The organism is Paenibacillus sp. alder61 (assembly GCF_020179875.1).
GTDB classification, from domain to species: domain Bacteria; phylum Bacillota; class Bacilli; order Paenibacillales; family Paenibacillaceae; genus Fontibacillus; species Fontibacillus faecis.
The window spans coordinates 114,828-134,749 of record NZ_JAIUDG010000005.1 but is presented as its reverse complement, the minus strand read 5'-3'; the positions used below and the strand labels follow the sequence as shown (position 1 = coordinate 134,749).

At 55.7% G+C, this 19,922-nt stretch carries 19 protein-coding genes; 1 reads left to right on the top strand and 18 read right to left on the bottom strand.

Translation table 11 applies throughout. The annotated features are described in order from the left end of the window. Nucleotides 1-26: 26 nt before the first annotated feature. Entirely contained in the window at nucleotides 27-854 is an 828-nt protein-coding gene (locus LBW89_RS06910; protein ID WP_225038814.1) for an alpha/beta hydrolase family protein, read from the bottom strand. Between the two features lie 106 nt (nucleotides 855-960). Beyond that, nucleotides 961-1,173 carry a hypothetical protein gene (locus LBW89_RS06905; protein ID WP_148456304.1) on the bottom strand — a complete coding sequence of 71 codons (213 nt, stop codon included), beginning with the start codon at nucleotides 1,171-1,173 and terminating at the stop codon, nucleotides 961-963. Between the two features lie 258 nt (nucleotides 1,174-1,431). Between LBW89_RS06905 and LBW89_RS06900 the strand changes: the two genes are divergently transcribed. Beyond that, on the top strand, nucleotides 1,432-2,130 hold the full coding sequence (locus LBW89_RS06900) for a DUF1129 family protein (protein WP_148456302.1): 699 nt from the start codon (nucleotides 1,432-1,434) through the stop codon (nucleotides 2,128-2,130). Nucleotides 2,131-2,206: 76 nt separating this feature from the next. Here LBW89_RS06900 and LBW89_RS06895 read toward each other — a convergent pair whose 3' ends face one another. From LBW89_RS06895 to purQ, 16 genes are all read right to left on the bottom strand, one after another. Beyond that, nucleotides 2,207-3,589, bottom strand: coding sequence for an erythromycin esterase family protein (locus LBW89_RS06895; RefSeq protein WP_225038813.1), 1,383 nt, complete (start codon nucleotides 3,587-3,589; stop codon nucleotides 2,207-2,209). Between the two features lie 22 nt (nucleotides 3,590-3,611). Further along, on the bottom strand, nucleotides 3,612-4,376 hold the full coding sequence (locus LBW89_RS06890; RefSeq protein ID WP_148456298.1) for a hypothetical protein: 765 nt from the start codon (nucleotides 4,374-4,376) through the stop codon (nucleotides 3,612-3,614). After that, on the bottom strand, nucleotides 4,373-5,074 hold the full coding sequence (locus tag LBW89_RS06885; RefSeq protein WP_148456295.1) for an ABC transporter ATP-binding protein: 702 nt from the start codon (nucleotides 5,072-5,074) through the stop codon (nucleotides 4,373-4,375). The genes LBW89_RS06890 and LBW89_RS06885 overlap by 4 nt, the downstream gene beginning before the upstream one ends. 27 nt (nucleotides 5,075-5,101) lie before the next feature. Beyond that, on the bottom strand, nucleotides 5,102-5,476 hold the full coding sequence (locus LBW89_RS06880) for a GntR family transcriptional regulator (protein ID WP_148456292.1): 375 nt from the start codon (nucleotides 5,474-5,476) through the stop codon (nucleotides 5,102-5,104). 78 nt (nucleotides 5,477-5,554) lie between these two features. Continuing rightward, nucleotides 5,555-6,322, bottom strand: coding sequence for an ABC transporter permease (locus tag LBW89_RS06875; RefSeq protein WP_148456289.1), 768 nt, complete (start codon nucleotides 6,320-6,322; stop codon nucleotides 5,555-5,557). Continuing rightward, complete coding sequence (locus tag LBW89_RS06870; RefSeq protein ID WP_225038812.1) at nucleotides 6,315-7,274, bottom strand: ABC transporter ATP-binding protein; 960 nt, start codon at nucleotides 7,272-7,274, stop codon at nucleotides 6,315-6,317. The genes LBW89_RS06875 and LBW89_RS06870 overlap by 8 nt, the downstream gene beginning before the upstream one ends. 689 nt (nucleotides 7,275-7,963) lie before the next feature. Further along, the gene (gene ilvA, locus LBW89_RS06865; RefSeq protein ID WP_148456283.1) at nucleotides 7,964-9,226 is read right to left on the bottom strand and encodes a threonine ammonia-lyase IlvA; all 1,263 of its coding nucleotides are present in this window, start codon (nucleotides 9,224-9,226) and stop codon (nucleotides 7,964-7,966) included. 180 nt (nucleotides 9,227-9,406) lie between these two features. After that, nucleotides 9,407-9,634, bottom strand: a complete 228-nt coding sequence (locus LBW89_RS06860; RefSeq protein ID WP_225038811.1) for a hypothetical protein — start codon at nucleotides 9,632-9,634, stop codon at nucleotides 9,407-9,409. A gap of 42 nt (nucleotides 9,635-9,676) precedes the next feature. Then, nucleotides 9,677-9,889 (bottom strand): hypothetical protein, encoded by a 213-nt coding sequence (locus LBW89_RS06855; protein WP_170287158.1) that lies wholly within the window; start codon nucleotides 9,887-9,889, stop codon nucleotides 9,677-9,679. 483 nt (nucleotides 9,890-10,372) lie between these two features. Further along, nucleotides 10,373-11,647, bottom strand: a complete 1,275-nt coding sequence (gene purD, locus LBW89_RS06850; RefSeq protein WP_148456280.1) for a phosphoribosylamine--glycine ligase — start codon at nucleotides 11,645-11,647, stop codon at nucleotides 10,373-10,375. A gap of 88 nt (nucleotides 11,648-11,735) precedes the next feature. Then, nucleotides 11,736-13,283 (bottom strand): bifunctional phosphoribosylaminoimidazolecarboxamide formyltransferase/IMP cyclohydrolase, encoded by a 1,548-nt coding sequence (gene purH / locus LBW89_RS06845; RefSeq protein WP_148456277.1) that lies wholly within the window; start codon nucleotides 13,281-13,283, stop codon nucleotides 11,736-11,738. Between the two features lie 175 nt (nucleotides 13,284-13,458). Then, a complete protein-coding gene (gene purN / locus LBW89_RS06840) occupies nucleotides 13,459-14,079 on the bottom strand; it encodes a phosphoribosylglycinamide formyltransferase (RefSeq protein ID WP_148456273.1) in 621 nt (206 codons plus the stop codon). Next, nucleotides 14,079-15,122 carry a phosphoribosylformylglycinamidine cyclo-ligase gene (gene purM / locus LBW89_RS06835; RefSeq protein WP_148456270.1) on the bottom strand — a complete coding sequence of 348 codons (1,044 nt, stop codon included), beginning with the start codon at nucleotides 15,120-15,122 and terminating at the stop codon, nucleotides 14,079-14,081. The genes purN and purM overlap by 1 nt, the downstream gene beginning before the upstream one ends. Before the next feature lie 413 nt (nucleotides 15,123-15,535). Continuing rightward, complete coding sequence (gene purF, locus LBW89_RS06830) at nucleotides 15,536-17,026, bottom strand: amidophosphoribosyltransferase (protein WP_148456267.1); 1,491 nt, start codon at nucleotides 17,024-17,026, stop codon at nucleotides 15,536-15,538. Next, nucleotides 17,011-19,254 carry a phosphoribosylformylglycinamidine synthase subunit PurL gene (purL, locus tag LBW89_RS06825; RefSeq protein ID WP_148456264.1) on the bottom strand — a complete coding sequence of 748 codons (2,244 nt, stop codon included), beginning with the start codon at nucleotides 19,252-19,254 and terminating at the stop codon, nucleotides 17,011-17,013. The genes purF and purL overlap by 16 nt, the downstream gene beginning before the upstream one ends. Further along, nucleotides 19,232-19,921: a phosphoribosylformylglycinamidine synthase subunit PurQ gene (purQ, locus tag LBW89_RS06820; RefSeq protein WP_148456262.1), complete on the bottom strand. Its 690-nt coding sequence runs from the start codon at nucleotides 19,919-19,921 to the stop codon at nucleotides 19,232-19,234. Before purQ ends, purL begins: the two co-directional genes overlap by 23 nt. Nucleotide 19,922: the final 1 nt, after the last annotated feature.

The following is a 19,922-nucleotide window of genomic DNA, read 5'->3' as shown; positions in this document are numbered from 1 at the left end:
ATTTGCAGCCATCCTAGTTTTTATCTTCAGATCATCCAGTGCTTCCAATCGTTCTGCTCGGCTTCCCGTCCGCTCAGCCAATCGCGGGTCTTGCGGATCAAGGGCTCCCGGGTCTCGCCGGAAGAGTACGTATGATCCGCCTGAAAAATAATTTCCTTATCGCAGCGTCCTTCCGTACGCATCCAAAACACTTTCTGATACAAAAACGCGTAATCGGCAGGGATGACATCGTCGCTCGTCCCATGGACGACCAACACATCGCCGGTGAACTTCATCGCTTCCTGCAGCGGCTGGTACGCGCCCAGAGAATTGAAGAACGCCGGGGTCAGCGCGTAGCCCAGATAATCCGCCGAGCCATGCTCGATTGCCCGATCATACACTTTGCGCCCGGTGATGTTGACGATATCGTTGAAGGGATAACCGACGGCAGACCAAAGGATCAGATTCTTGACCCGCCGGTCCCGAACCGCCGTAAGCAGCGCGATCATGCCCCCCAGGCTGTGTCCGATTAAGGATACGCGGGTCGGGTCGATATCCCCCAGCCCAAACGCGTAATCCAATACGGCCCGCGTCTGGGCGATCAGGGAATCAACGCCTTCGCTTCCGTACTCCCCGCTGCTCTCGCCGCATCCGACATGATCGAAACGGACGACCAGAAATCCCGCTTCCGCCAAGGAACGGGCCGTCTTGACGAAGAGGCGGTCAACGCCGATCCGGCTGCCGACAAAGCCATGACAGATAACCACAAGCGGAACGCGTTCTTTGCAGCGGCTGCCCTGTACCTTCGCCTCCGCGTAGTGCACGCTTGCCGCAATCCGTTCTTCTCCATACGGTATGCTGATTTGCCGTTCCATTGCGATTCCCCCTGCCGATGAATTCAAATTAAATTATTCCGATAAGTTTAATATGAATAATAAACTTATCTTAGCATCGGGGAAAACCGGTGTCAATCGCTTTTTGCTACTGGTAATAAGACTGCAGGAAAAAGTCGCGGGTCTCATCCTTCCCTTCCCACCGGTCGGAAAAGTCGTCTCCCTTGCCCTCCTGCCCGGCCGTTTGCGCATCCACGACCAAATCCAGACTTTCATCCTCACTTACGACTTCTTCCAAGCTGCCTCTGGATTGGCTGTTTAATAAGTAACGGCGCGTCAGCTCCGATTCAAACTTGTCCATCCTTCCTGCCTCCTTTACCTTTTTGCTGTAGTTTCGGCGTAGGGAGCGTTTTTTTATTCCCGCTTCACCAAAACGTCAAACCTAGCGATCTCTTCTGTTGATTCTCCAGTCTCATCAGTCAGGTCACATCGGAAGGCCCTTGCATCCATGACAAAATTTGCGCTATACTTTTGCCGTACAAGACTGGGGAAAACCGGAAATTTAAATGCATAATGGGAGAAATTAGAGAAATGGACAGCATGGGAGGAGAGGAAGCCCTTGTATATTCATGAAATGATTCATGAAACGAAGACGCTGAGACAACAAATGACTCCGGAAAATGAAGCCTACTTCGGGGAAATGGTGAAGTACATCCGATCCGGCGGAAGTTCCTTGACCGAGGCCAAAGGGGAAGAGGTACTGCTTGGATTAGCAAGGGAAATCGTCAAAAACCAGTCTAAAGGCATTTCCGCGGAACAACTCTATGGCCCAGATGCAAAAGCATACTGCGAACAGGTCGTGGATGACGTCAACATGCGCAAGCCTCGCAGTACGAAAGAAAAAATTATGTATTACACGATGATTCCCTGGGTGGCACTGACTTGGGTATTCTTCATTTACATGATTACAGGCTTCTTCAGCAAATGGTTTGGCGGGGAGCTGGAGTATACCCTCATCAGCAGCGCGTCGCTGCTGTTGATCGCGGGGCTTTCGATCGTCCTGGTCGAATTGGTCATCCGTTTTCTTGGCCCGGGTTCCCGTAAAAACAAAGAGGAAGCGTCCCAGACGCCTCCCCGCAAGTTTGATATCAAGACACTCGGCACTTATCTTGCCATCGCGGTGGGGATCATCACCGTCGGCGTATTCTTGGGCCGCATCATGCCCTCGTTTACCGTATCGCCTTGGGATAGTCTGATCATCTTCGTCGTCGGCATTCTCGGACAGAAATTCATTTTCGGTCGCAGGCCGAAAGCATAACTAAATAAGGGCCGGAACGTCATGGAAATACTGACGCTCCCGGCCCTTTTACTTATGCCTTTTTAAACGCCCCGCTTCATTTCCCCGCCGGTTTGAGCGGGGTGGGGGCCTTCACTTTATCGATGACGATAATTCCGTCGTACTGCTCCTTCGGTATGAACCGCATGACATTCGGCAGAACCTGATACGTGGTCAGCCCGTCCTCGGAAGCGTAGATCGGCCGGAACATCCAGGCATTTTGCGCATTCTGCACTTTATGCTTGCTCAAATCGATAAAGGAATTCGCGTAACCGCTCTGCATAATCAAGTGCTCGAGACTTCCTTTTGTTGCCGGCTTGATCGTAAACGGCTTACCCGAATCGAGTGTCACCGAAGAACCACGGTTCATATACAGCCCGATCACATACATTTTATCTTTCAATTTGCGGTGCATCAGCTCGCCCATGCTTGTAAAGCTGTATATCCATTTTCCGCTTTCGTCCTTAACCCGCATTTTCGAAGTGTTTTTGGCCAAATGGTCATTATGGGCCCACAAAATCACCTTTTTTCCCGGGTACAGCGTCTTCATCACCCATTCCAGATTCTCCGTCATCAACCGGTCGCGGGAGGAATAGCCATCCTTGACGTCCTTCAACCCGCTCTCGAGAAAGGCGACATGATCTTTCAAGGCCTTGAGAATAATTTCATCGATATGGGGTTGATTAGGAACAACCGCTTTGATCTCGGCACGATGCTCCTCCACATATTTGATGGTTTCCTGATATTGCGGCACATATTTGTCGATCACGGCCCTTATTTCTTTTCTATAAACCGGATCCTTACTGAACATCGGGTATTTGTTAACCACCCCATACCAGTCAGCAATCGCCTGGAACTCCATTTGTGCGAAAGCTTTCCCTTTATCAAGATCCAGTTTGCCGATCACTCCGCCAATAAACTGGGTCAGATAATAGCTCGTAAATTGATTGTCATACCCCGCCAGATACAGGGGATCGTCGCCCTTTCCCTGCTCCTTGATATAATTGAACAGCTCCAGGGTTTCGCTGGAATGCCAGGCCCCATGGATCGAACCCCCCATCATCTCCTCCGGAGTAAGGTAATCCCGGGTTTCAAACACGGCGGCCGCATCCCCCATTCCCGATTCAAAAGCGATCACATCAAAGCCCATCTCTTCGTGTAAAAATTTAATCAGCCTTGTTTTTACACTGCTGTACTCGGCCACACGGTGATAATTTTCCCCGAGGCTGACAACGGTTTTGTCCTTCAGCAGCGGCTTTAAAAAGGCGAGATCGCTATAATCCTCGGACTCCAGCGAGTTCAGCTTATGCGCGTTTTGCTGCAGCCATTGCTTCTGGCTCCCGGAGGCAGCCGCCGAGGCGCTTGTGGGTACCAGAAGCAGCGAGCAAGCCACAATCGCGGAAAAAATAGCGGTGGCCGTCTTTTTCAAACTCATTTTCATAATTTACATCTCCCGTGGTTTTTTAAATTTCCATTTTCTTGCGCAGCAAATAAGTCATGGCGTAGAACATTACTCCCGCAAAAGCGGCTTCGTACAGGAAAGGAGCAAAGCTCAGAAATTCAATGCCGCCCGTAGCCTGAGCCCCCGAGGCATCCGCACCGGCGCCGAGATGAAAAACCCCGATCCGCAACCTTGGAGGGTCGTTGTCCCCGAACAGCAGCCCCTCCAGCCACCCCATCACGCTGCTGATCATGAAGAAGGAAAGGATGGAGATCCAGGTTCCCGCTTTTCCCCGTATACTGATGCTCGCACCGATCGTAGTCGCCGCAAAAATGATCAGCAGCAGTAAAATGTACCCCCATGCCGCAGTCAAAGCGATCAGGAACAAGTCCATTAGGCCTCGGCTTCCCGACCCCATGAAATTGTGATAGGAAATATGGTGATTGTTGAAATATATAAACGCGTGTACGAGCGCAACAGCGGCAACCACAGCCGCCGTCAGCACACCAAGCAGCAACGAGGAGAGCACGGTCCAGGCCGGATGAACCGGCAAAAGCCTGCGATGGTAAGCTTTGATATTCGATTCGAACGTTTTACAAACCAGGATCATTGTGATAATGCCCGCGGTTACATAAAAAATAAAGGAAGAAACTACGATCACACTCTCATCCCAGCCCCTGACTTTTCCGATCATCGACAGGATGATTTGAACAAGGACCAGTACCGCCAGCAAACCCGAGAAGGTATTGGCATTGCGTTTCCAGTCGTATTTCAGCAGCTTCATCATTCCGCAAACACCTCTTTAAACATGTCGTCCACACTTTTCCCGTGCTTGAGCCTCAAGTCTTCCACATCTTCCTGCAGCACGATCTCCCCATCCCGGATAAACATCACCTCATCAAAAATCCGTTCGATATCCCGCACCAGGTGGGTGGAAATCAGCAGGCTGCTATCTTCGCTGTAAAACTCGACGATCGCGTCCAAAATCTTCGTGCGCGCTACCGGATCGACCCCTCCGATCGGTTCGTCCATCAGGTAGAGCTTGGCTCTGCGGGACAGGGTGAGCGTAAGCTGCAGCCGTTCATTCATCCCTTTGGACAGTGAATTGACTTTGTCCCGTTCCTCCAGGTGCATAAACTCCAGCATTTTCCGCGCCTTCTCCTCATCGAAATCCTGGTAAAAATCGCGGTAAAAGGCCACCGCATCCCGTACCCGCATCCAGGGCTCCGATAAGGGACGGTCTGGCATAAAAGAGACGACCGCCTTGCTTGCCAGGCCCACCGGCTCGCCCGATACGGTCACCTTCCCGGCCGATGCGGGAATCAGGCCCGCGGCGATCTTCATCAACGTACTCTTCCCGCTTCCGTTGGTCCCGAGCAGGCCGATGATTTTTCCCGGCCCAACGGTAAAGGACACGTTTTTGAGCGCCGGCTTTGAGCGGTAAGACTTGGACACTCCTTCAAACTGCAGCAGATTTTCCACCATGTTCTGTATCTCCTTTTGACTTGCCCGTTATCGTCTTTCCTCGGCATCGACCGCTTCCGCAACGATCGCCGCAATATCCCGATTGGTGAAGCCAAGCTCCTGCATCCCGTGAATGAACCGGTCCAGCAGGTCGCCGGCCATCTCTTTTTTGATCGTCATAATCTTACCTTCCTCACTGGTTACATATCTCCCTAGACCCCGTTTGGTTTCCACGATTTCTTCACGCTCCAATTCCTGAAACGTCCTCTGTACCGTATTCGGATTGATTTGCAGCTCGGCCGCAAGTTCACGAACCGAAGGGATTTTATCCCCGGCCTTTAGCCGGCCGGTTACGATCTCCCGTTTGATGTAATTCATGATTTGTATATAAATCGGCAGATTATTGTCGAATTCCATTGTCACAATCGGCCCCATCCTTTCCGCCGGTATTCAGGCCTCCCATATTTCCGGCCGTAGAGGGATGCCGATGCCGGATCAGCATCAGGCAACATCCCGTTTTTTAAACGTAACAAAGCTTGCTCCAAGAAACAAGGCCAGATAGACGAAGATAACCCCCAGCGAAAAAGGTAAGGTGACTCCTTGCACCGGAGGAGTTCCCCCGTTCAGATACACCGACAAATCCGCATGGGTAAACAGCAGGTATTTGGTAAACGCGTACCTCGACAGGAGCTGCACCACCAGACCTTCCATCAGCACGATCATCATTCCGATACCGATGGAGGCTCCGGCCGAGCGGGTCAGCACCCCAAGCAGGAAGGTGATCGTTACATAAACGATCATATAGGCATAATGAATTCCGGCGGCCGCGAGGGCTCCGACCAGTCCAGTTTCTACGCCCTGAAACCCGAAGGCCGCTCCGCCCGCGGCAATGCCGACGAACAAAGTAACCAGGGACAAGGTCAAGCTATACAGCAGAACGGTTACATATTTCGAAGCCAGTATCTTGCTCCGGCCCTGTCCCCGGATCAGCAGCAGCTTGATCGTCCCCAAGCTGTGCTCCTTGGCGAGAATGCCGGCCGAACCGATGATCGCCATGAAGGTGAGCATCTGTCCCGTCCCGTTCTTATTGAACAACCATGCCGAGAACTCGTATCCGGACAGCATGCCTCCCTCATTCGCACCCATGGATTTGAACAGATAGACGATGAACAGCACCATGGCCGCGAGTACGGCATAAGGAACAAAAAAGCTGCGCTTTTTGTACAGCTTTAACCATTCATTTGTCAGCAACTTCCCGAAACTACGCAATCCGGTTCCCTCCCGTCCACTTCAAGAACTCATCTTCCAGCGATTCCTTGATCTCCTCAATCCGGTATAATTCGATCCCTTCCGCCCCCAAAGCGCCGACCACTCTCGGAATATACGCGTCGCGCACCGCAACCGCCACCTGCCGCTGTTCCTCCGACACGCGGAGAATTGTAATTTCCTCCATCCGCGCCAGCCTTGCCTGGGCCTTCAACGCGTCGTTGACCCGGAATATCACCTGAACCCGGCCTGCGTTGTCCACGTCGGCCGCCGAGCCGAGCGCTCTTTCCGTAACGAATCTCCCCTCCTGGATCACGACCACGCGGCTGCACATCAGTTCCATCTCCGACAGCAGATGGCTGGACACCAGGATCGAGATCCCCTCCTCCGCCGCAATCTTCTTCAAATAATCGCGCATTTCCCGGATCCCCGCGGGATCGAGTCCGTTTGTCGGCTCATCCAGGATCAGAATGGAAGGCTCATGCAGCAAGGCCTGGGCGATCCCGAGTCTCTGCCGCATCCCGAGGGAGTAGGCCTTCACCCGCTTATTCATCGCGCCTTCCAGCCCGACAAGCCTGGTCACCGTCTGGATTCGCTCCTCCGTAATCCCTTCCGTCATCCGCTGGTACTGCTTCAGATTATCGTACCCGGTCATATACGGATAGAACTCCGGATTCTCGATGATTCCTCCGATATGGGCAATCGCCTTGGCAAAATCGCGGCGGATGCTCTTCCCTTTTACCCGCACATCGCCTTCGCTCATGGAAATCAGTCCGACGATCATCCGGATCGTCGTCGTCTTCCCCGCCCCGTTCGGTCCCAACAGTCCGACGATTTCGCCGGGATACAATTCGAAAGAGAGCCGGTCTACAATTCTCCGGTTTCGAATGATCTTGCTTACGCCATCTACGGACAAAACGGCCGTCCCATTATCCGCTAAACGTCTCTCATTCATCGACTCCACACTCCTTGGTCAGTTTTGCGTCATTAGTCGGTTCTGCGTCTTAGTCAGTTTTGCGTCATTAGTCGGTTCTGCGTCTTAGTCAGTTTTGCGTCATTAGTCGGTTCTGCGTCTTAGTCAGTTTTGCGTCGTACTAGTGTTATAGTTGAATAGTACACTAATATATTAAGATTGTAAAGGGCGCTTTGGAAAAATAAAAAAAGCGTACACCCTCAGGACTTCTCGTCCTTGGGCATACGCTTTTTACTATATAGTTTGAATTATTGATTTGCTTACTTGTGCTCCGTCAGGCAACTTGATCGCATTGGGTGTCTCATGGGACTGTAGGTAGCGTGGAGTGAGTTCTTTTCACATTCTTCACCTGCAGCTCATTGAATTAAAAGGAATTCTTCCTGTTAATTTGGTGCATATGTTGCTGTAAAGGCGAATTAACTGGAGAATCTCCCGCTAATTCGCCTGAAATTGTGTATATCGGCAATAGGGCCGCGAAATAGATGGAGTTTTTCCAGCTAAATCCGAAAGAAGCGCCAAGAGCGGTGAATTAACGGGAGATTTTCCCGTTAATAATGTAACTCCGATATATCTACCATTGTGGATGTCGGTGACGTATCTCCAAAATCACTTCATATCGTCATCCAACGCCAATTCTTTAGTTCAATCTATATAGACTGCCGTTATTCGCATTAAATCAGCAAGTTAAACAAATTCAAATCACGGTTCAATTCGGTAAAGGCGATTCCCTTCGCCTGCATCCGCTCGACCAATGCTTGATAATCCTGCTTGTCGCTCAGTTCGATCCCGACCAGCGCCGGACCGTTCTCTTTGTTGTGCTTTTTCGTATACTCAAACCGGGTAATATCGTCGTTCGGCCCGAGCACCTGCTCCAGAAACTCGCGCAGGGCGCCGGCCCGCTGCGGGAAATTGATGAGGAAGTAATGCTTGAGCCCTTCGTAAATAAGCGAGCGCTCCTTCATCTCCTGCATCCGGTCGATGTCATTGTTGCCGCCGCTGATAATGCAGACGACCGTCTTGCCGCGAATTTGCTCGCGGTACATGTCCAGCGCCGACACCGGCAGCGCCCCCGCCGGCTCAACGACGATCGCACTGTCGTTATACAGCTCCAGAATCGTCGTACACGCCTTTCCTTCGGGAACCTTGACGATATCGTCAAGCAACCCCCGGCTGATCTCGAAATTCAGATCGCCTACCCGTTTAACCGCCGCTCCGTCCACAAACTTATCGATCGACTCCAGCGTGACCACCTTTTGCTGCCGGATCGACTCCGACATCGAAGCCGCCCCGGAAGGTTCGACCCCGATCAACTTCGTTTGCGGGCTTACCGTTTTAATGTACGTCCCCACGCCGGAAACCAGCCCCCCGCCGCCGATCGTCACAAAGACATAATCCGCCGGAGCATCCAGCGCCTCCATAACCTCCATCGCGACCGTCCCGTTGCCGGCGACGATTTTCGGATCGTCAAACGGATGGATAAACGTCATTCCGCCTTCGTTGCACGCCTTCATGGCCTCTTCGTAGGCATCATCGTAATTGTCTCCGGTCAGGATCACCTCCACGGAGGAACCCCCGAAACGCTTCACCTGCTTAATCTTCTGGTTCGGCGTAGTGCTCGGCATAAAGATCTTCCCCTGAATGCCCAGCGCATTGCAGGAAAACGCCACACCCTGCGCGTGGTTGCCGGCGCTTGCGCAGACGATGCCTTTCGCCAGCTCCTCCCGGGTCAAACTGCGGATCATATTGTAGGCCCCGCGAATTTTGAACGACCGGACCACCTGCAGATCCTCCCGCTTCAGGTACACCTTGCAGTCGTACTTGGCCGACAGTGTCGAATCGAGCTGCAGCGGCGTCCGCCGCACGACTTCCTTCAGAACATGGTGCGCCCGCACGATGTCCTCCATCGCTACCGTATGCTGTTCCGTATGGCTCATCCCTATCTCCTCGCTTCATAACGTATCTCTCATTCTTCTAACGTTACACCGGAACCGTCCGCGGTTCAAGAGGTAGATTTATGATAACCCTTCCAGCAGGCAAATCGCGCAAAAAACGCCCCTGAATTCGCCGCCAAAATATCGGCGGCGAATTCAGGGGCGTTCCGCCAGAGCTTATTCCTATTCCTTGTTCGGAGTCAGCCTCGGATTGGTGCGCCCTTCGGCATGCTTCACCTGGGCCAGCTCGGTCAACTTCCACTCGGTCGTGCCCAATACCAGGTCGGCGGGAAACTCGTCGCCCTTATGCAAATATTCCTCGCGGCCCGTCTCATCGGCGTAAACCCCTTCAACATCCACCTTCTCGTGCGAGACCGGCAGCATGTTCCTGTTCTTGTTGTTATTGCTCACCTTATCGCCTCCTCTTTGATAACATCTCCAAAGTGGCGGCTCTTATCCATAACGGCCTTTCGGGACGATCCAAATCGTCTGGGGCCCATGGCGATCAAGAAGCCAAGCGGCGCTTTCAACCAGTTTTCTAGGTCTCCAACTTGTCAAAACCTTTCTAACCTCTCTCCCCCCTCTACCCTCTCCAACCTCTCTAACCTCTCTAACCTCTCTAACCTCTCTAACCTCTCTAACCCTTCCAACCTCAACCTCTCCCACACTCCAACACTCCAACTCCAAAAAGATGCAAATCTGCAGGAATTCTAGGCCGATCTCCGAGCAGATGCGAAAAAAGATGCAAATCTGCAGGTATTTTTAGCGATTTTAGAAAAACGAACCGGTTTCGTCGAAAATTCCTGCAGATTTGCAGGAATTTGATGTTCTCAAGGTTCAGATGGAGCACAAGCAAGCTAGTTTCCAGACATAACTATATCCACACGCCATCCGCACGCCGATCCCATACACCGGAGAGTGGACCGAACTTATTTCAGTTATGCCTAAGCTTTGCTAGGCGCGAGCGGTTCAAAAAGACCTTATTCCCCTACCTGCCGAGACCCCGAAATCATGGGTTGACCGACTTATTCGCTTAATAAGACCCCAACGTCCAGCCCGCTATGCGCTCTGTTCCCTGCACCCGCCCCCATTCCCCCGCTAACAAAACACAAAAAGACCGCCCCCTCGGGCGGTCTTCCTTCAACCCCTCTAAACCAACGCCTTGGCGGCGATATCCGTGCGGTTGTGCTTGCCCTCGAAGCGGATTTTTTCCGCCGAGGCGTACGCCCGCTCCCGAGCTTCGGCGATATCGCGCCCGAGCCCGACGACGCCGAGCACGCGGCCGCCGTTCGTGACCCACTCGCCGGCTTCGTTCTTGGCCGTGCCGGCGTGGAACACGAGGCCTGCCGCGTCCGACTCGGCGGCGTCCAGCCCTGTAATCGGCAGGTCTTTCGGATAGGACGCCGGATACCCGCCCGACGCCAGAATGACGCAAACCGCCGCCTCGTCGCTCCACTCGATTTCCGCCTCGGCCAGCGTGCCGTTCACGGCCGCGAGGAAAATCTCCAGCAGATCGCTTTTCAGGCGCGGCAATACGACCTGGGTTTCGGGATCGCCGAAACGGGCGTTAAACTCGATCGTCTTCGGCTTGCCGTCCAACGTAATCATCAGCCCGGCGAACAGCACGCCGCGGAAAGGGCGGCCCTCCTGAACCATCGCTTTGGCCGTCGGCTTAATGATCGTCTCGATCGCTTCCTCGATAATCGAATCGGCGATATGCGGCAGCGGGGAGTACGTCCCCATCCCGCCTGTGTTCGGCCCTTTGTCGCCGTCGTACACCTGCTTGTGGTCCTGGGCCGCCGCCATCGGACGCACCGTTTCTCCGTCCACGAACGACAGAATCGACATCTCCTGGCCGGTCAAAAATTCCTCGATCACGACCTGGCTGCCGGACTCGCCGAAAACTTTGTCGACCATGATTTGCCGGAGAGCCTGCTCAGCCTCCTCCTGGGTGAAGGCCACGGTTACGCCTTTACCCGCCGCGAGTCCGTCCGCCTTGATCACGATCGGCACCGGCCGACTCCGCAAGTAGGCCAGCGCCTGCCCGTAATCGTCAAACTTTTCGTAGGCCGCCGTCGGAATGCCGTATTTTTTCAACAGATCCTTCATGAACGTTTTGCTGCCTTCGATCAAAGCCGCATTTTTTCTCGGTCCGAACACCGGAATGCCTTCCGCTTCAAAAGCGTCGACAATCCCGTCCACCAACGGATCATCCGGTCCGACGACCACCAGATCGATCTTGTTCTCGCGTGCGAACGACGTCAATCGCGCAAATTCATGGACTTGAATCGGTACGATTTCCGCAATTTGTCCGATCCCCGCATTTCCCGGCGCGCAATAAATCGTCCTCGCTTTCGGGCTCTTCGCCAACGCCCAGCAGATCGCATGCTCGCGTCCGCCGCCGCCAATCACCAAAATATCCATTTTCCTACCTCCCGGGTAACGAAGTCTCCGATAAAAAAATCGGCAGGGCCGCCGCAGCGGTCCTGCCGTCCAGGCCTTAGCCAAAGTATTAGTGTTTAAAGTGTCTTACGCCGGTGAATACCATCGCGATGCCATGTTCGTTGGCCACTTTGATGGATTCCTCGTCGCGGACCGAGCCGCCGGGCTGAATGACCGCCGTGATGCCGGCTTTCGCCGCCAGTTCGAGCGTATCGCCCATCGGGAAGAACGCGTCCGAAGCGAGCACGCTGCCCTTGGCTTTGTCGCCGGCCTGGTCGATCGCGATTTTCGCGGAACCGACGCGGTTCATTTGGCCGGCGCCCACGCCGACGGTCATATCATCCTTCGCCAGCACAATCGCGTTGGACTTCACATGCTTAACGACCTTCCAGCCGAACAGCAGTTGCTTCAGCTCTTCCTCGGTCGGCTTGCGGTCGGTAACTACCTGCAGATCGCTCTCTTTCAGGGAGTGAACATCGCTTTCCTGAACGACCATGCCGCCGTCGATCGAGGTGACGACAAACTGGCTGCTCCGGCTGCCGCCGGCCGCCAAATTGCCCAGCTTCAGCAGGCGGATATTTTTCTTCTGGGTCAGTACCTCAAGCGCTTCGGACGTGAAGCCCGGCGCCAGGATAATCTCCAGAAAAATCTCTTTCAAAAGCAGGGCCGTCGCTTCATCGACGATCCGGTTCGCCGCGACGATGCCGCCAAAAATCGAGACCGGGTCGGCTTCATACGCTTTCCGGTAAGCTTCATAGATACTTTCGCCGACGCCCACGCCGCAAGGATTCATGTGCTTAACGGCGACAACGGCCGGCTCTTCGAATTCCTTCACGATCTGCAGCGCGGCGTTCGCATCGTTGATGTTATTATAGGACAGCTCCTTGCCGTGCAGCTGTTCCGCCGTCGTCAGCGTATCCGCCGCAGCCAGCGGTTTGCGGTAGAACGCCGCTTTTTGATGCGGATTTTCGCCATAGCGGAGATCCTGGATCTTTTCATAGGTTACCGTGTAGCGTTCAGGCAGCGGGTCCCCGGTTACATTCGACAAATAATCGGAGATCAGCGCGTCGTAAGCCGCCGTATGGCGGAAGACTTTGGCCGCGAGCCGTTTGCGCGTTTCCAGCGTCGTATCGCCGCCCGTCCGTACCTCCTCCAGCACGCTGGCGTAATCGGCCGCGTCCACGACCACACTGACAAAAGCGTGGTTTTTGGCCGCCGAACGAAGCATGGTCGGTCCGCCGATGTCGATATTTTCAATGGCGTCTTCGTAGGTGACATCCGGTTTGTCGATCGTCTCTTGGAACGGATACAGGTTCACGACAACCAGGTCGATATAATCCAGACCGAGTTCTTTCATTTGCGCCTGATGTTCCGCGCTGTCCCTAACGGCCAACAATCCGCTGTGCACCGCGGGGTGCAAGGTTTTGACGCGCCCGTCCAAAATTTCCGGAAAGCCCGTCACCTCGGAAATCCCGATGACCGGAACCCCCTCCTTCGACAAGAGACTCTTGGTCCCGCCTGTCGAAATAATCTCCACACCCAGCTTTGACAGCTCGCGGCAAAACTCCACGATGCCTGTTTTGTCCGAAACGCTAACCAGCGCTCTTTTGATACCCACGATTTGGCTCCTCCTTTATGATGGCGAATGATTGACCCGATATTTCTCGGGAAATATCGAAACGAACAACACGACTCCGGCTGAAAAAGACTTCTTTCGCAGCAAAGGCAAAATGGCTCCCATAGTTCGCTATATCGCAAGCGGGTAGAGACGAGCACGAATCCGCCCGTTATACCTATACCGACTTAACCGTCACTTTTCGGCCTTCCACCGCGATTCGGCCTTCGGCAAACCACGTAACGACTTGCGGATAAAGCTCTTTTTCCGCTTGGTGAATCCGCTCTTCCAGCGACTCGATCCTGTCGCCGGGAAGCAAGGGCACCGCGGTTTGAGCAACAACCGCTCCGGTGTCCATGCCTCCATCGACCAGATGAACGGTAACGCCGGTTACTTTTACCCCGTACTCCCGGGCCTGGCCGATCGCGTCTTTTCCCGGAAAAGCCGGCAAAAGCGAGGGATGGATGTTGATCATCCGTCCGGCGTAGCGATCGACCAGCACCGCGGTCAGCAGCCGCATATACCCTGCCAGAACGACCAGGTCCACCTGCCGTTCTTCCAGTTCCGCGGCAATTTCGGCTTCGTAGTCCTCCCGCCGCGCATAGGCCTTGGGCTGGAACACAAACGCGTCCACGCCCGCGGTCCGCGCGCGTTCGACAACAGGCGCCTGCGGTTTGTCGCTGACGAGCAGCACGATTTCGGCCCCGCCAAGCCCGCCGGCGCGGGAAGCATCCAGCAGCGCCTGGAAGTTGCTGCCCTGCCCGGAGGCGAATACGGCGATCCGGTAAGGGGACGGCATTAGACGTCCGCCCCTTTAAAAGTCACGATCCGCTCGCCCTCCGTCACGCGTCCGATCACGTACGGCGTTTCTCCCGCCGCACGGAGAGCTTCCAGCGCGGCCGCGGCGTCCTGTTCCGCCACGACGATCACAAGGCCGACGCCCATGTTGAAGGTCGTGAACATGTCGCGGTTGCTGACGCCGCCTTTCTCCTGCAGCAGCGAGAAAATCGGCAGAACCGGCCAGGAACCGTAGTCGATCTCGACGTTCACGCCTTCCGGCAGAACGCGCGGGATGTTCTCGATGAAGCCGCCGCCGGTAATGTGAGCCATGCCCTTCACCTGCACCTGCTCCAGCAGGGACAGTACCGGCTTCACATACAACTTGGTCGGCGTCAGCAGCACTTCGCCCAGCACGGCGTCGCCCAGCTCGGGCAAACGGTCCTGCAGCGCGTAGCCGGCTTGCTCCAGCAGCAGCTTGCGCACCAGCGAGAAGCCGTTGCTGTGCACGCCGCTCGATGCGAGGCCGATCACCGTATCCCCTGCGGCGATCGTGCTGCCGTTTACGATTTTGCGCTTATCGACGACGCCGACGGTGAAGCCGGCGATGTCGTACTCGCCCTCGGCGTACATGCCCGGCATTTCCGCCGTTTCGCCGCCGATCAGCGCGCAGCCCGACTCGTGGCAGCCTTCGGCGATGCCGGAGACGATGGCCTCGATTTTTTCCGGCACGACTTTGTCGCAGGCCAAATAATCGAGGAAAAACAACGGCTCCGCGCCCTGCACGACGATGTCGTTCACGCACATCGCCACCGCGTCGATGCCGATCGTATCGTGCTTGTCCATCGCGAAGGCGATTTTCAGCTTGGTACCGACGCCATCGGTCCCCGAAACGAGCACCGGCTCCTCATATTTGTCTTTGTTCAAACCGAACAAAGCGCCGAAGCCGCCCAAATCCGTCATGACTTCCGGACGAAACGTCCGTTTGACGTGCTTCTTCATCCGCTCTACCGCTTCATTCCCGGCCGCGATGTCCACCCCGGCGTTTTTGTAAGCTTCAGACACGTAAGGACACTCTCCTTAAAAGTTATTGAGTTGAAAAAACTTGGTGCGACGCCAATCGGCACCGCATGAATTAGTGTCACATGAATCAGCACCATATGAACTAAAACCGCACAAATTAGTGCCGCATGAATCAGCTTAGTACTCGCCAATTTAACAGGAATAAATCCCGTTAATTTCGCCTGAATCAGTCCAAACGGAGAAATAGCTGGAAAACCTCCAGCTAATTTCGCAAAAATCGCACCAACTAGGCGAAAACCGCCAATTTAACTGGAGAAATTCCAGCTATTTCCCAAAAGCTCGCCTCTCTCGGCAAAATTAACGGGAGAAAATCCTGTTAATCCCACACTAAGGGATTAATCTCTTCCAAAGATTCACCTCATGAAATACCTATGAGGTGAACCCGCCGTCCCGTTTCAGCACGTGCAGCCGAACTTCTCCTCACCGTCAAAATCGGTCCGCGTCGGATAATCGTTGTCGAAGCAGGCCATGCACAGGCCGCCCTTGTAGTCGTCCCGGTTGTCGCCGCCCACGGCGCGGATCAGCCCTTCCGGACTCAAAAATTCCAGTGAGTCCGCATGGATCTCTTGGCGGATCTCCTCGACGGATTTGTACGAGGCGATCAGTTCTCCGCGATCCGGCGTGTCGATGCCGTAGAAGCACGGGTTTTTGAACGGCGGCGAGGTGATGCGGACATGCACCTCGGTCGCGCCCGCTTCGCGCAGCAGATTGACGATGCGCCGGGACGTGGTGCCGCGGACGATCGAGTCGTCGATCATGACGACACGCTTGCCTTCCACCACGCGGCGTACGGCGCTCAGCTTCATCTTCACGCCCTGCTCGCGAAGCTCCTGGCTCGGCTGGATGAACGTCCGGCCGGTGTATTTGTTTTTGATCAGACCGAGCTCATAAGGAATGCCGGTCTGCTCCGCGTAGCCGATGGCGGCGGAGATGCTGGAGTCGGGCACGCCGGTCACGACGTCCGCGTCGACGAACGACTCCTGCGCCATCACCTGGCCCATCCGCTTGCGCGAGGCGTGCAGATTGGAGCCGTTCAAATCGCTGTCGGGACGAGCGAAGTAAATGTACTCCATCGCGCACAGCGCCTTCCGTTCGGGAGCGGCGTACCGCTCCTCCCGCAGCCCGTTCTCGTCCAACACGAGCAGCTCGCCCGGCTGGATGTCGCGGATCGTCTCCGCACCGACCACCTCGAACGCGCAGGTCTCGGAAGAGAACAGGTACGCGTCGCCCAGGCGGCCCATCGTGATGGGCCGCAGGCCGTTCGGGTCGCTGGCGACGAGCAGCTTGTCGTTCGTCAGCAGCAGGAACGCGAACCCGCCAACCAACCGGCGTAGCGCATCCTTCGCCGCTTCGACGAAATCCTTCGGCGACCGCGCGATCAGATGCGCGATCACCTCGGTGTCGCTCGTCGTTTGAAAAATCGAGCCGCTCATCTCCAGCTCGCGGCGAATCTTCGGCGCGTTCACGATGTTGCCGTTCGTCGCTACCGCCAGGTCTCCGTCGCGGTACTTAAAAATCAAAGGCTGCGCGTTCGTGATCCGGCTGTCTCCGCTCGTCGAATACCGCACATGGCCGATCGAGCGATCGCCCCGCAGGGATTCCAGCTTGTCGCGGTCGAACACCTCTTTGACCAGCCCCATGCCGCGGTGGTAGTTGAAGGCTTCACCGTCCGTCACGCAAATCCCCGCGCTCTCTTCTCCCCGGTGCTGCAGCGCATGCAGACCGTAATAGGAAAGGGAGGCGGCTTCCGGATGGCCGTAAACCCCGAAAACGCCGCATTCTTCCTTAAGCTTGTCGAAAATATCGCTGCGCGTCGTTCCCTCGTTATAATAATCGCCTGTCCAAAGACCGCGCCCTTGCTCTTGCTGTCTTATTTCATCAGACATGGAATGGTGTCCTCCCAGACCCGCTTGAGTCCCTCCACCGGTCTGTTCAAAGCGGAAGCCCCGCCGACGCGGATGACCAAATCCCGGCCTCCGACCTGGCCGATCCGCTGCACAGGAACACCGCGCGAAGCGATGAACTCTTGCAGTTGGTCCGCCTGATCGGGAGAAGCCGAAAGCAGAATCCGCGACTGGGTTTCACTGAACAAGGCCACATCGGAACGCAGCGTAGTATCAAAATCAACCTGAGCGCCCAGTCCGCCGCTGATGCAGGATTCCGCCAGCGCAACAGCCAGGCCGCCTTCCGACAAGTCATGCGCGGAGCGGACCAGACCGCTTTGAATCGCGCCGAGCACCGCATCCAGCAGCTTCTTCTCCACAGCGAGATCCAGCTGCGGCGGACGTCCTTCCGTCAGGCCGTGCACCACGGCCTGGAACTCGCTGCCGCCAAGCTCCGCCTTCGTTTCGCCGAGCAGGAAGATCACATCGCCCTCCGCTTTGAAGCTTTGCGTCGTAATGTGGTCCGTGTCGTGCACGAGACCGACCATACCAACGACCGGCGTCGGATAGATCGCGCCTTTGGCGTTCTCGTTGTACAAGCTGACGTTCCCGCCGATGACCGGAGCATCCAGCACGCGGCACGCTTCGGCCATGCCGTCGACCGCTTTTTCCATCTGCCAGAAAATTTCCGGTTTCTCCGGGCTGCCGAAGTTCAGGTTGTCCGTAATCGCCAGCGGCTCCGCGCCCGAGCAGACGATGTTCCGCGCCGCTTCGCTGACCGCGATCCGGCCGCCGACCTCGGGGTCCAGATACACGAAGCGACCGTTGCAGTCCGTCGTCATCGCCAGCCCCTTGCGGGTGCCGCGAATCGTTACGACCGCCGCGTCCGAACCCGGACGAACCGCCGTGCTGGTGCGGACCATGTAGTCGTACTGGTCGTAAACCCAGGCTTTGCTTGCAACCGATGGCGATGCCAGCACCTGCTCCAGCGTCGCTCCCAAATCCGTGACTTCCTCATACCGGAGCGTGTCTACCGCTGCGTTTTGCTCATAATAGGCTGGTACTGTCGATGGCTTGTCGTAAATCGGGCACTCGTCCACCAGCGCCTTGACCGGCATGTCGCCGACCAGTTCGCCGTGATGGAACAGCTTCAAACGCCCGTCGTCCGTCACTTTGCCGACCTTCGCACAAATGACGCCCCAGCGCTCGAAGATTTCCATCGCCTGCGCCTCATCCTTCGGCTCGACGACGAACAGCATGCGTTCCTGGGATTCCGACAGCATCATTTCATAAGCCGTCATTCCGGACTCCCGCTGCGGCACCTGGTCCAGATACAGCTCCAGCCCGTTGCCGGCCTTGCTCGCCATCTCCGCGCTGGAGCAGGTCAGCCCCGCGGCGCCCATGTCCTGGATTCCAAGGACGATGCCCGTGTCGATCAATTCCAGGCACGCCTCCATGACCAGCTTCTCCATGAACGGATCGCCGACCTGAACCGCCGTCCGCTTCGCTTCCGACTCCTCCGTCAGTTCTTCGGAAGCGAACGTCGCGCCGTGAATCCCGTCGCGGCCGGTTGGCGGCCCTACGTAGAACACCGGGTTGCCGACGCCTTTGGCTACGCCGCGCTGGATTTTGTCGTGATCGATCAGACCGACGCACATCGCGTTAACCAAAGGATTCCCGTCATAGCTCTCGTCGAACACAACCTCGCCGCCGACCGTCGGAATCCCGATACAGTTGCCGTAGCCGGCGATGCCGGACACGACGTGCTCGAACAAGTACTTTACGCGCTCGCTTTCCAGCTTGCCGAAACGAAGCGAATTCAGCAGGGCCACAGGTCTTGCCCCCATGGAAAAAATATCGCGGATAATCCCGCCCACGCCCGTCGCCGCGCCTTGATAAGGCTCGACCGCCGAAGGGTGGTTATGGCTCTCGATCTTGAACACGACCGCCTGATTGTCGCCGATATCAACGATGCCGGCGCCTTCGCCGGGTCCCATCAACACGCGGGGACCGCTGGTCGGAAAGCGGCGCAGCAGCGGCTTGGAGTTTTTGTATGCGCAGTGTTCGGACCACATCACGCTAAACACGCCGATTTCCGTATAGTTGGGCTTGCGGCCAAGGAATCCGCAGATCAGCTCATATTCGCTGTCCGAAACGCCCATCTGTTTGTAAATTTGCTGCTCCGCGATTTGTTCCGCGGTCGGTTCCTTAGCGGACACTTGCTGACTCATGCCGATCCCTCCATGCCTTTAATATTGAAGTGAACATTTTCTTTCCGTCTTCGGAGCTGAGCAGACGGTCCACGGCGCGCTCCGGATGGGGCATCATGCCCACCACGTTGCCGCGTTCGTTGGAAACGCCGGCGATATCGTCCACCGAACCGTTCGGATTGTTCACATAACGGAAAATAATCTGGTTATTCTTCTTCAACTCCGCCAACGTGGCCTCATCGCAATAGTAATTGCCTTCGCCGTGCGCAATCGGGATCGTGATTTCTTCCCCGGCAGCGTACTGCGCCGTGAACGGATTGGCGTTGTTCTCCACGCGAAGCACCGTGTCATGGCAGCGGAATTTAAGCGACGTGTTGCGCTGCAGCGTTCCGGGCAGCAGTCCCGCCTCCGTCAAGATTTGGAACCCGTTGCAAATGCCGAGAATGTATTTACCTTGTTCGGCGGCCTTGGCCACCTCGGCCATTACCGGAGCGAACCGGGCGATTGCGCCGCAGCGCAGGTAGTCACCGTATGAAAAACCGCCGGGAACCAGGATGCAATCATAGGCGGACAAATCCGTGGCCGTGTGCCATACATAATCCACCTGCTCGCCGATCGTATCCTCCACCGCCTTGTAGCAGTCGATATCACAGTTGGAACCGGGAAATACGAGTACCGCGAATTTCATG

Coding starts and splice junctions, on each gene's coding strand:
- LBW89_RS06910 (WP_225038814.1), bottom strand. CDS start 854: ATGGAACGGCAAATCAGCATACCGTATGGAGAAGAACGGATTGCGGCA.
- LBW89_RS06905 (WP_148456304.1), bottom strand. CDS start 1,173: ATGGACAAGTTTGAATCGGAGCTGACGCGCCGTTACTTATTAAACAGC.
- LBW89_RS06895 (WP_225038813.1), bottom strand. CDS start 3,589: ATGAAAATGAGTTTGAAAAAGACGGCCACCGCTATTTTTTCCGCGATT.
- LBW89_RS06890 (WP_148456298.1), bottom strand. CDS start 4,376: ATGATGAAGCTGCTGAAATACGACTGGAAACGCAATGCCAATACCTTC.
- LBW89_RS06885 (WP_148456295.1), bottom strand. CDS start 5,074: ATGGTGGAAAATCTGCTGCAGTTTGAAGGAGTGTCCAAGTCTTACCGC.
- LBW89_RS06870 (WP_225038812.1), bottom strand. CDS start 7,274: ATGAATGAGAGACGTTTAGCGGATAATGGGACGGCCGTTTTGTCCGTA.
- ilvA (WP_148456283.1), bottom strand. CDS start 9,226: ATGAGCCATACGGAACAGCATACGGTAGCGATGGAGGACATCGTGCGG.
- purD (WP_148456280.1), bottom strand. CDS start 11,647: ATGGATATTTTGGTGATTGGCGGCGGCGGACGCGAGCATGCGATCTGC.
- purN (WP_148456273.1), bottom strand. CDS start 14,079: ATGCCGTCCCCTTACCGGATCGCCGTATTCGCCTCCGGGCAGGGCAGC.
- purF (WP_148456267.1), bottom strand. CDS start 17,026: ATGTCTGATGAAATAAGACAGCAAGAGCAAGGGCGCGGTCTTTGGACA.
- purL (WP_148456264.1), bottom strand. CDS start 19,254: ATGAGTCAGCAAGTGTCCGCTAAGGAACCGACCGCGGAACAAATCGCG.
- purQ (WP_148456262.1), bottom strand. CDS start 19,921: ATGAAATTCGCGGTACTCGTATTTCCCGGTTCCAACTGTGATATCGAC.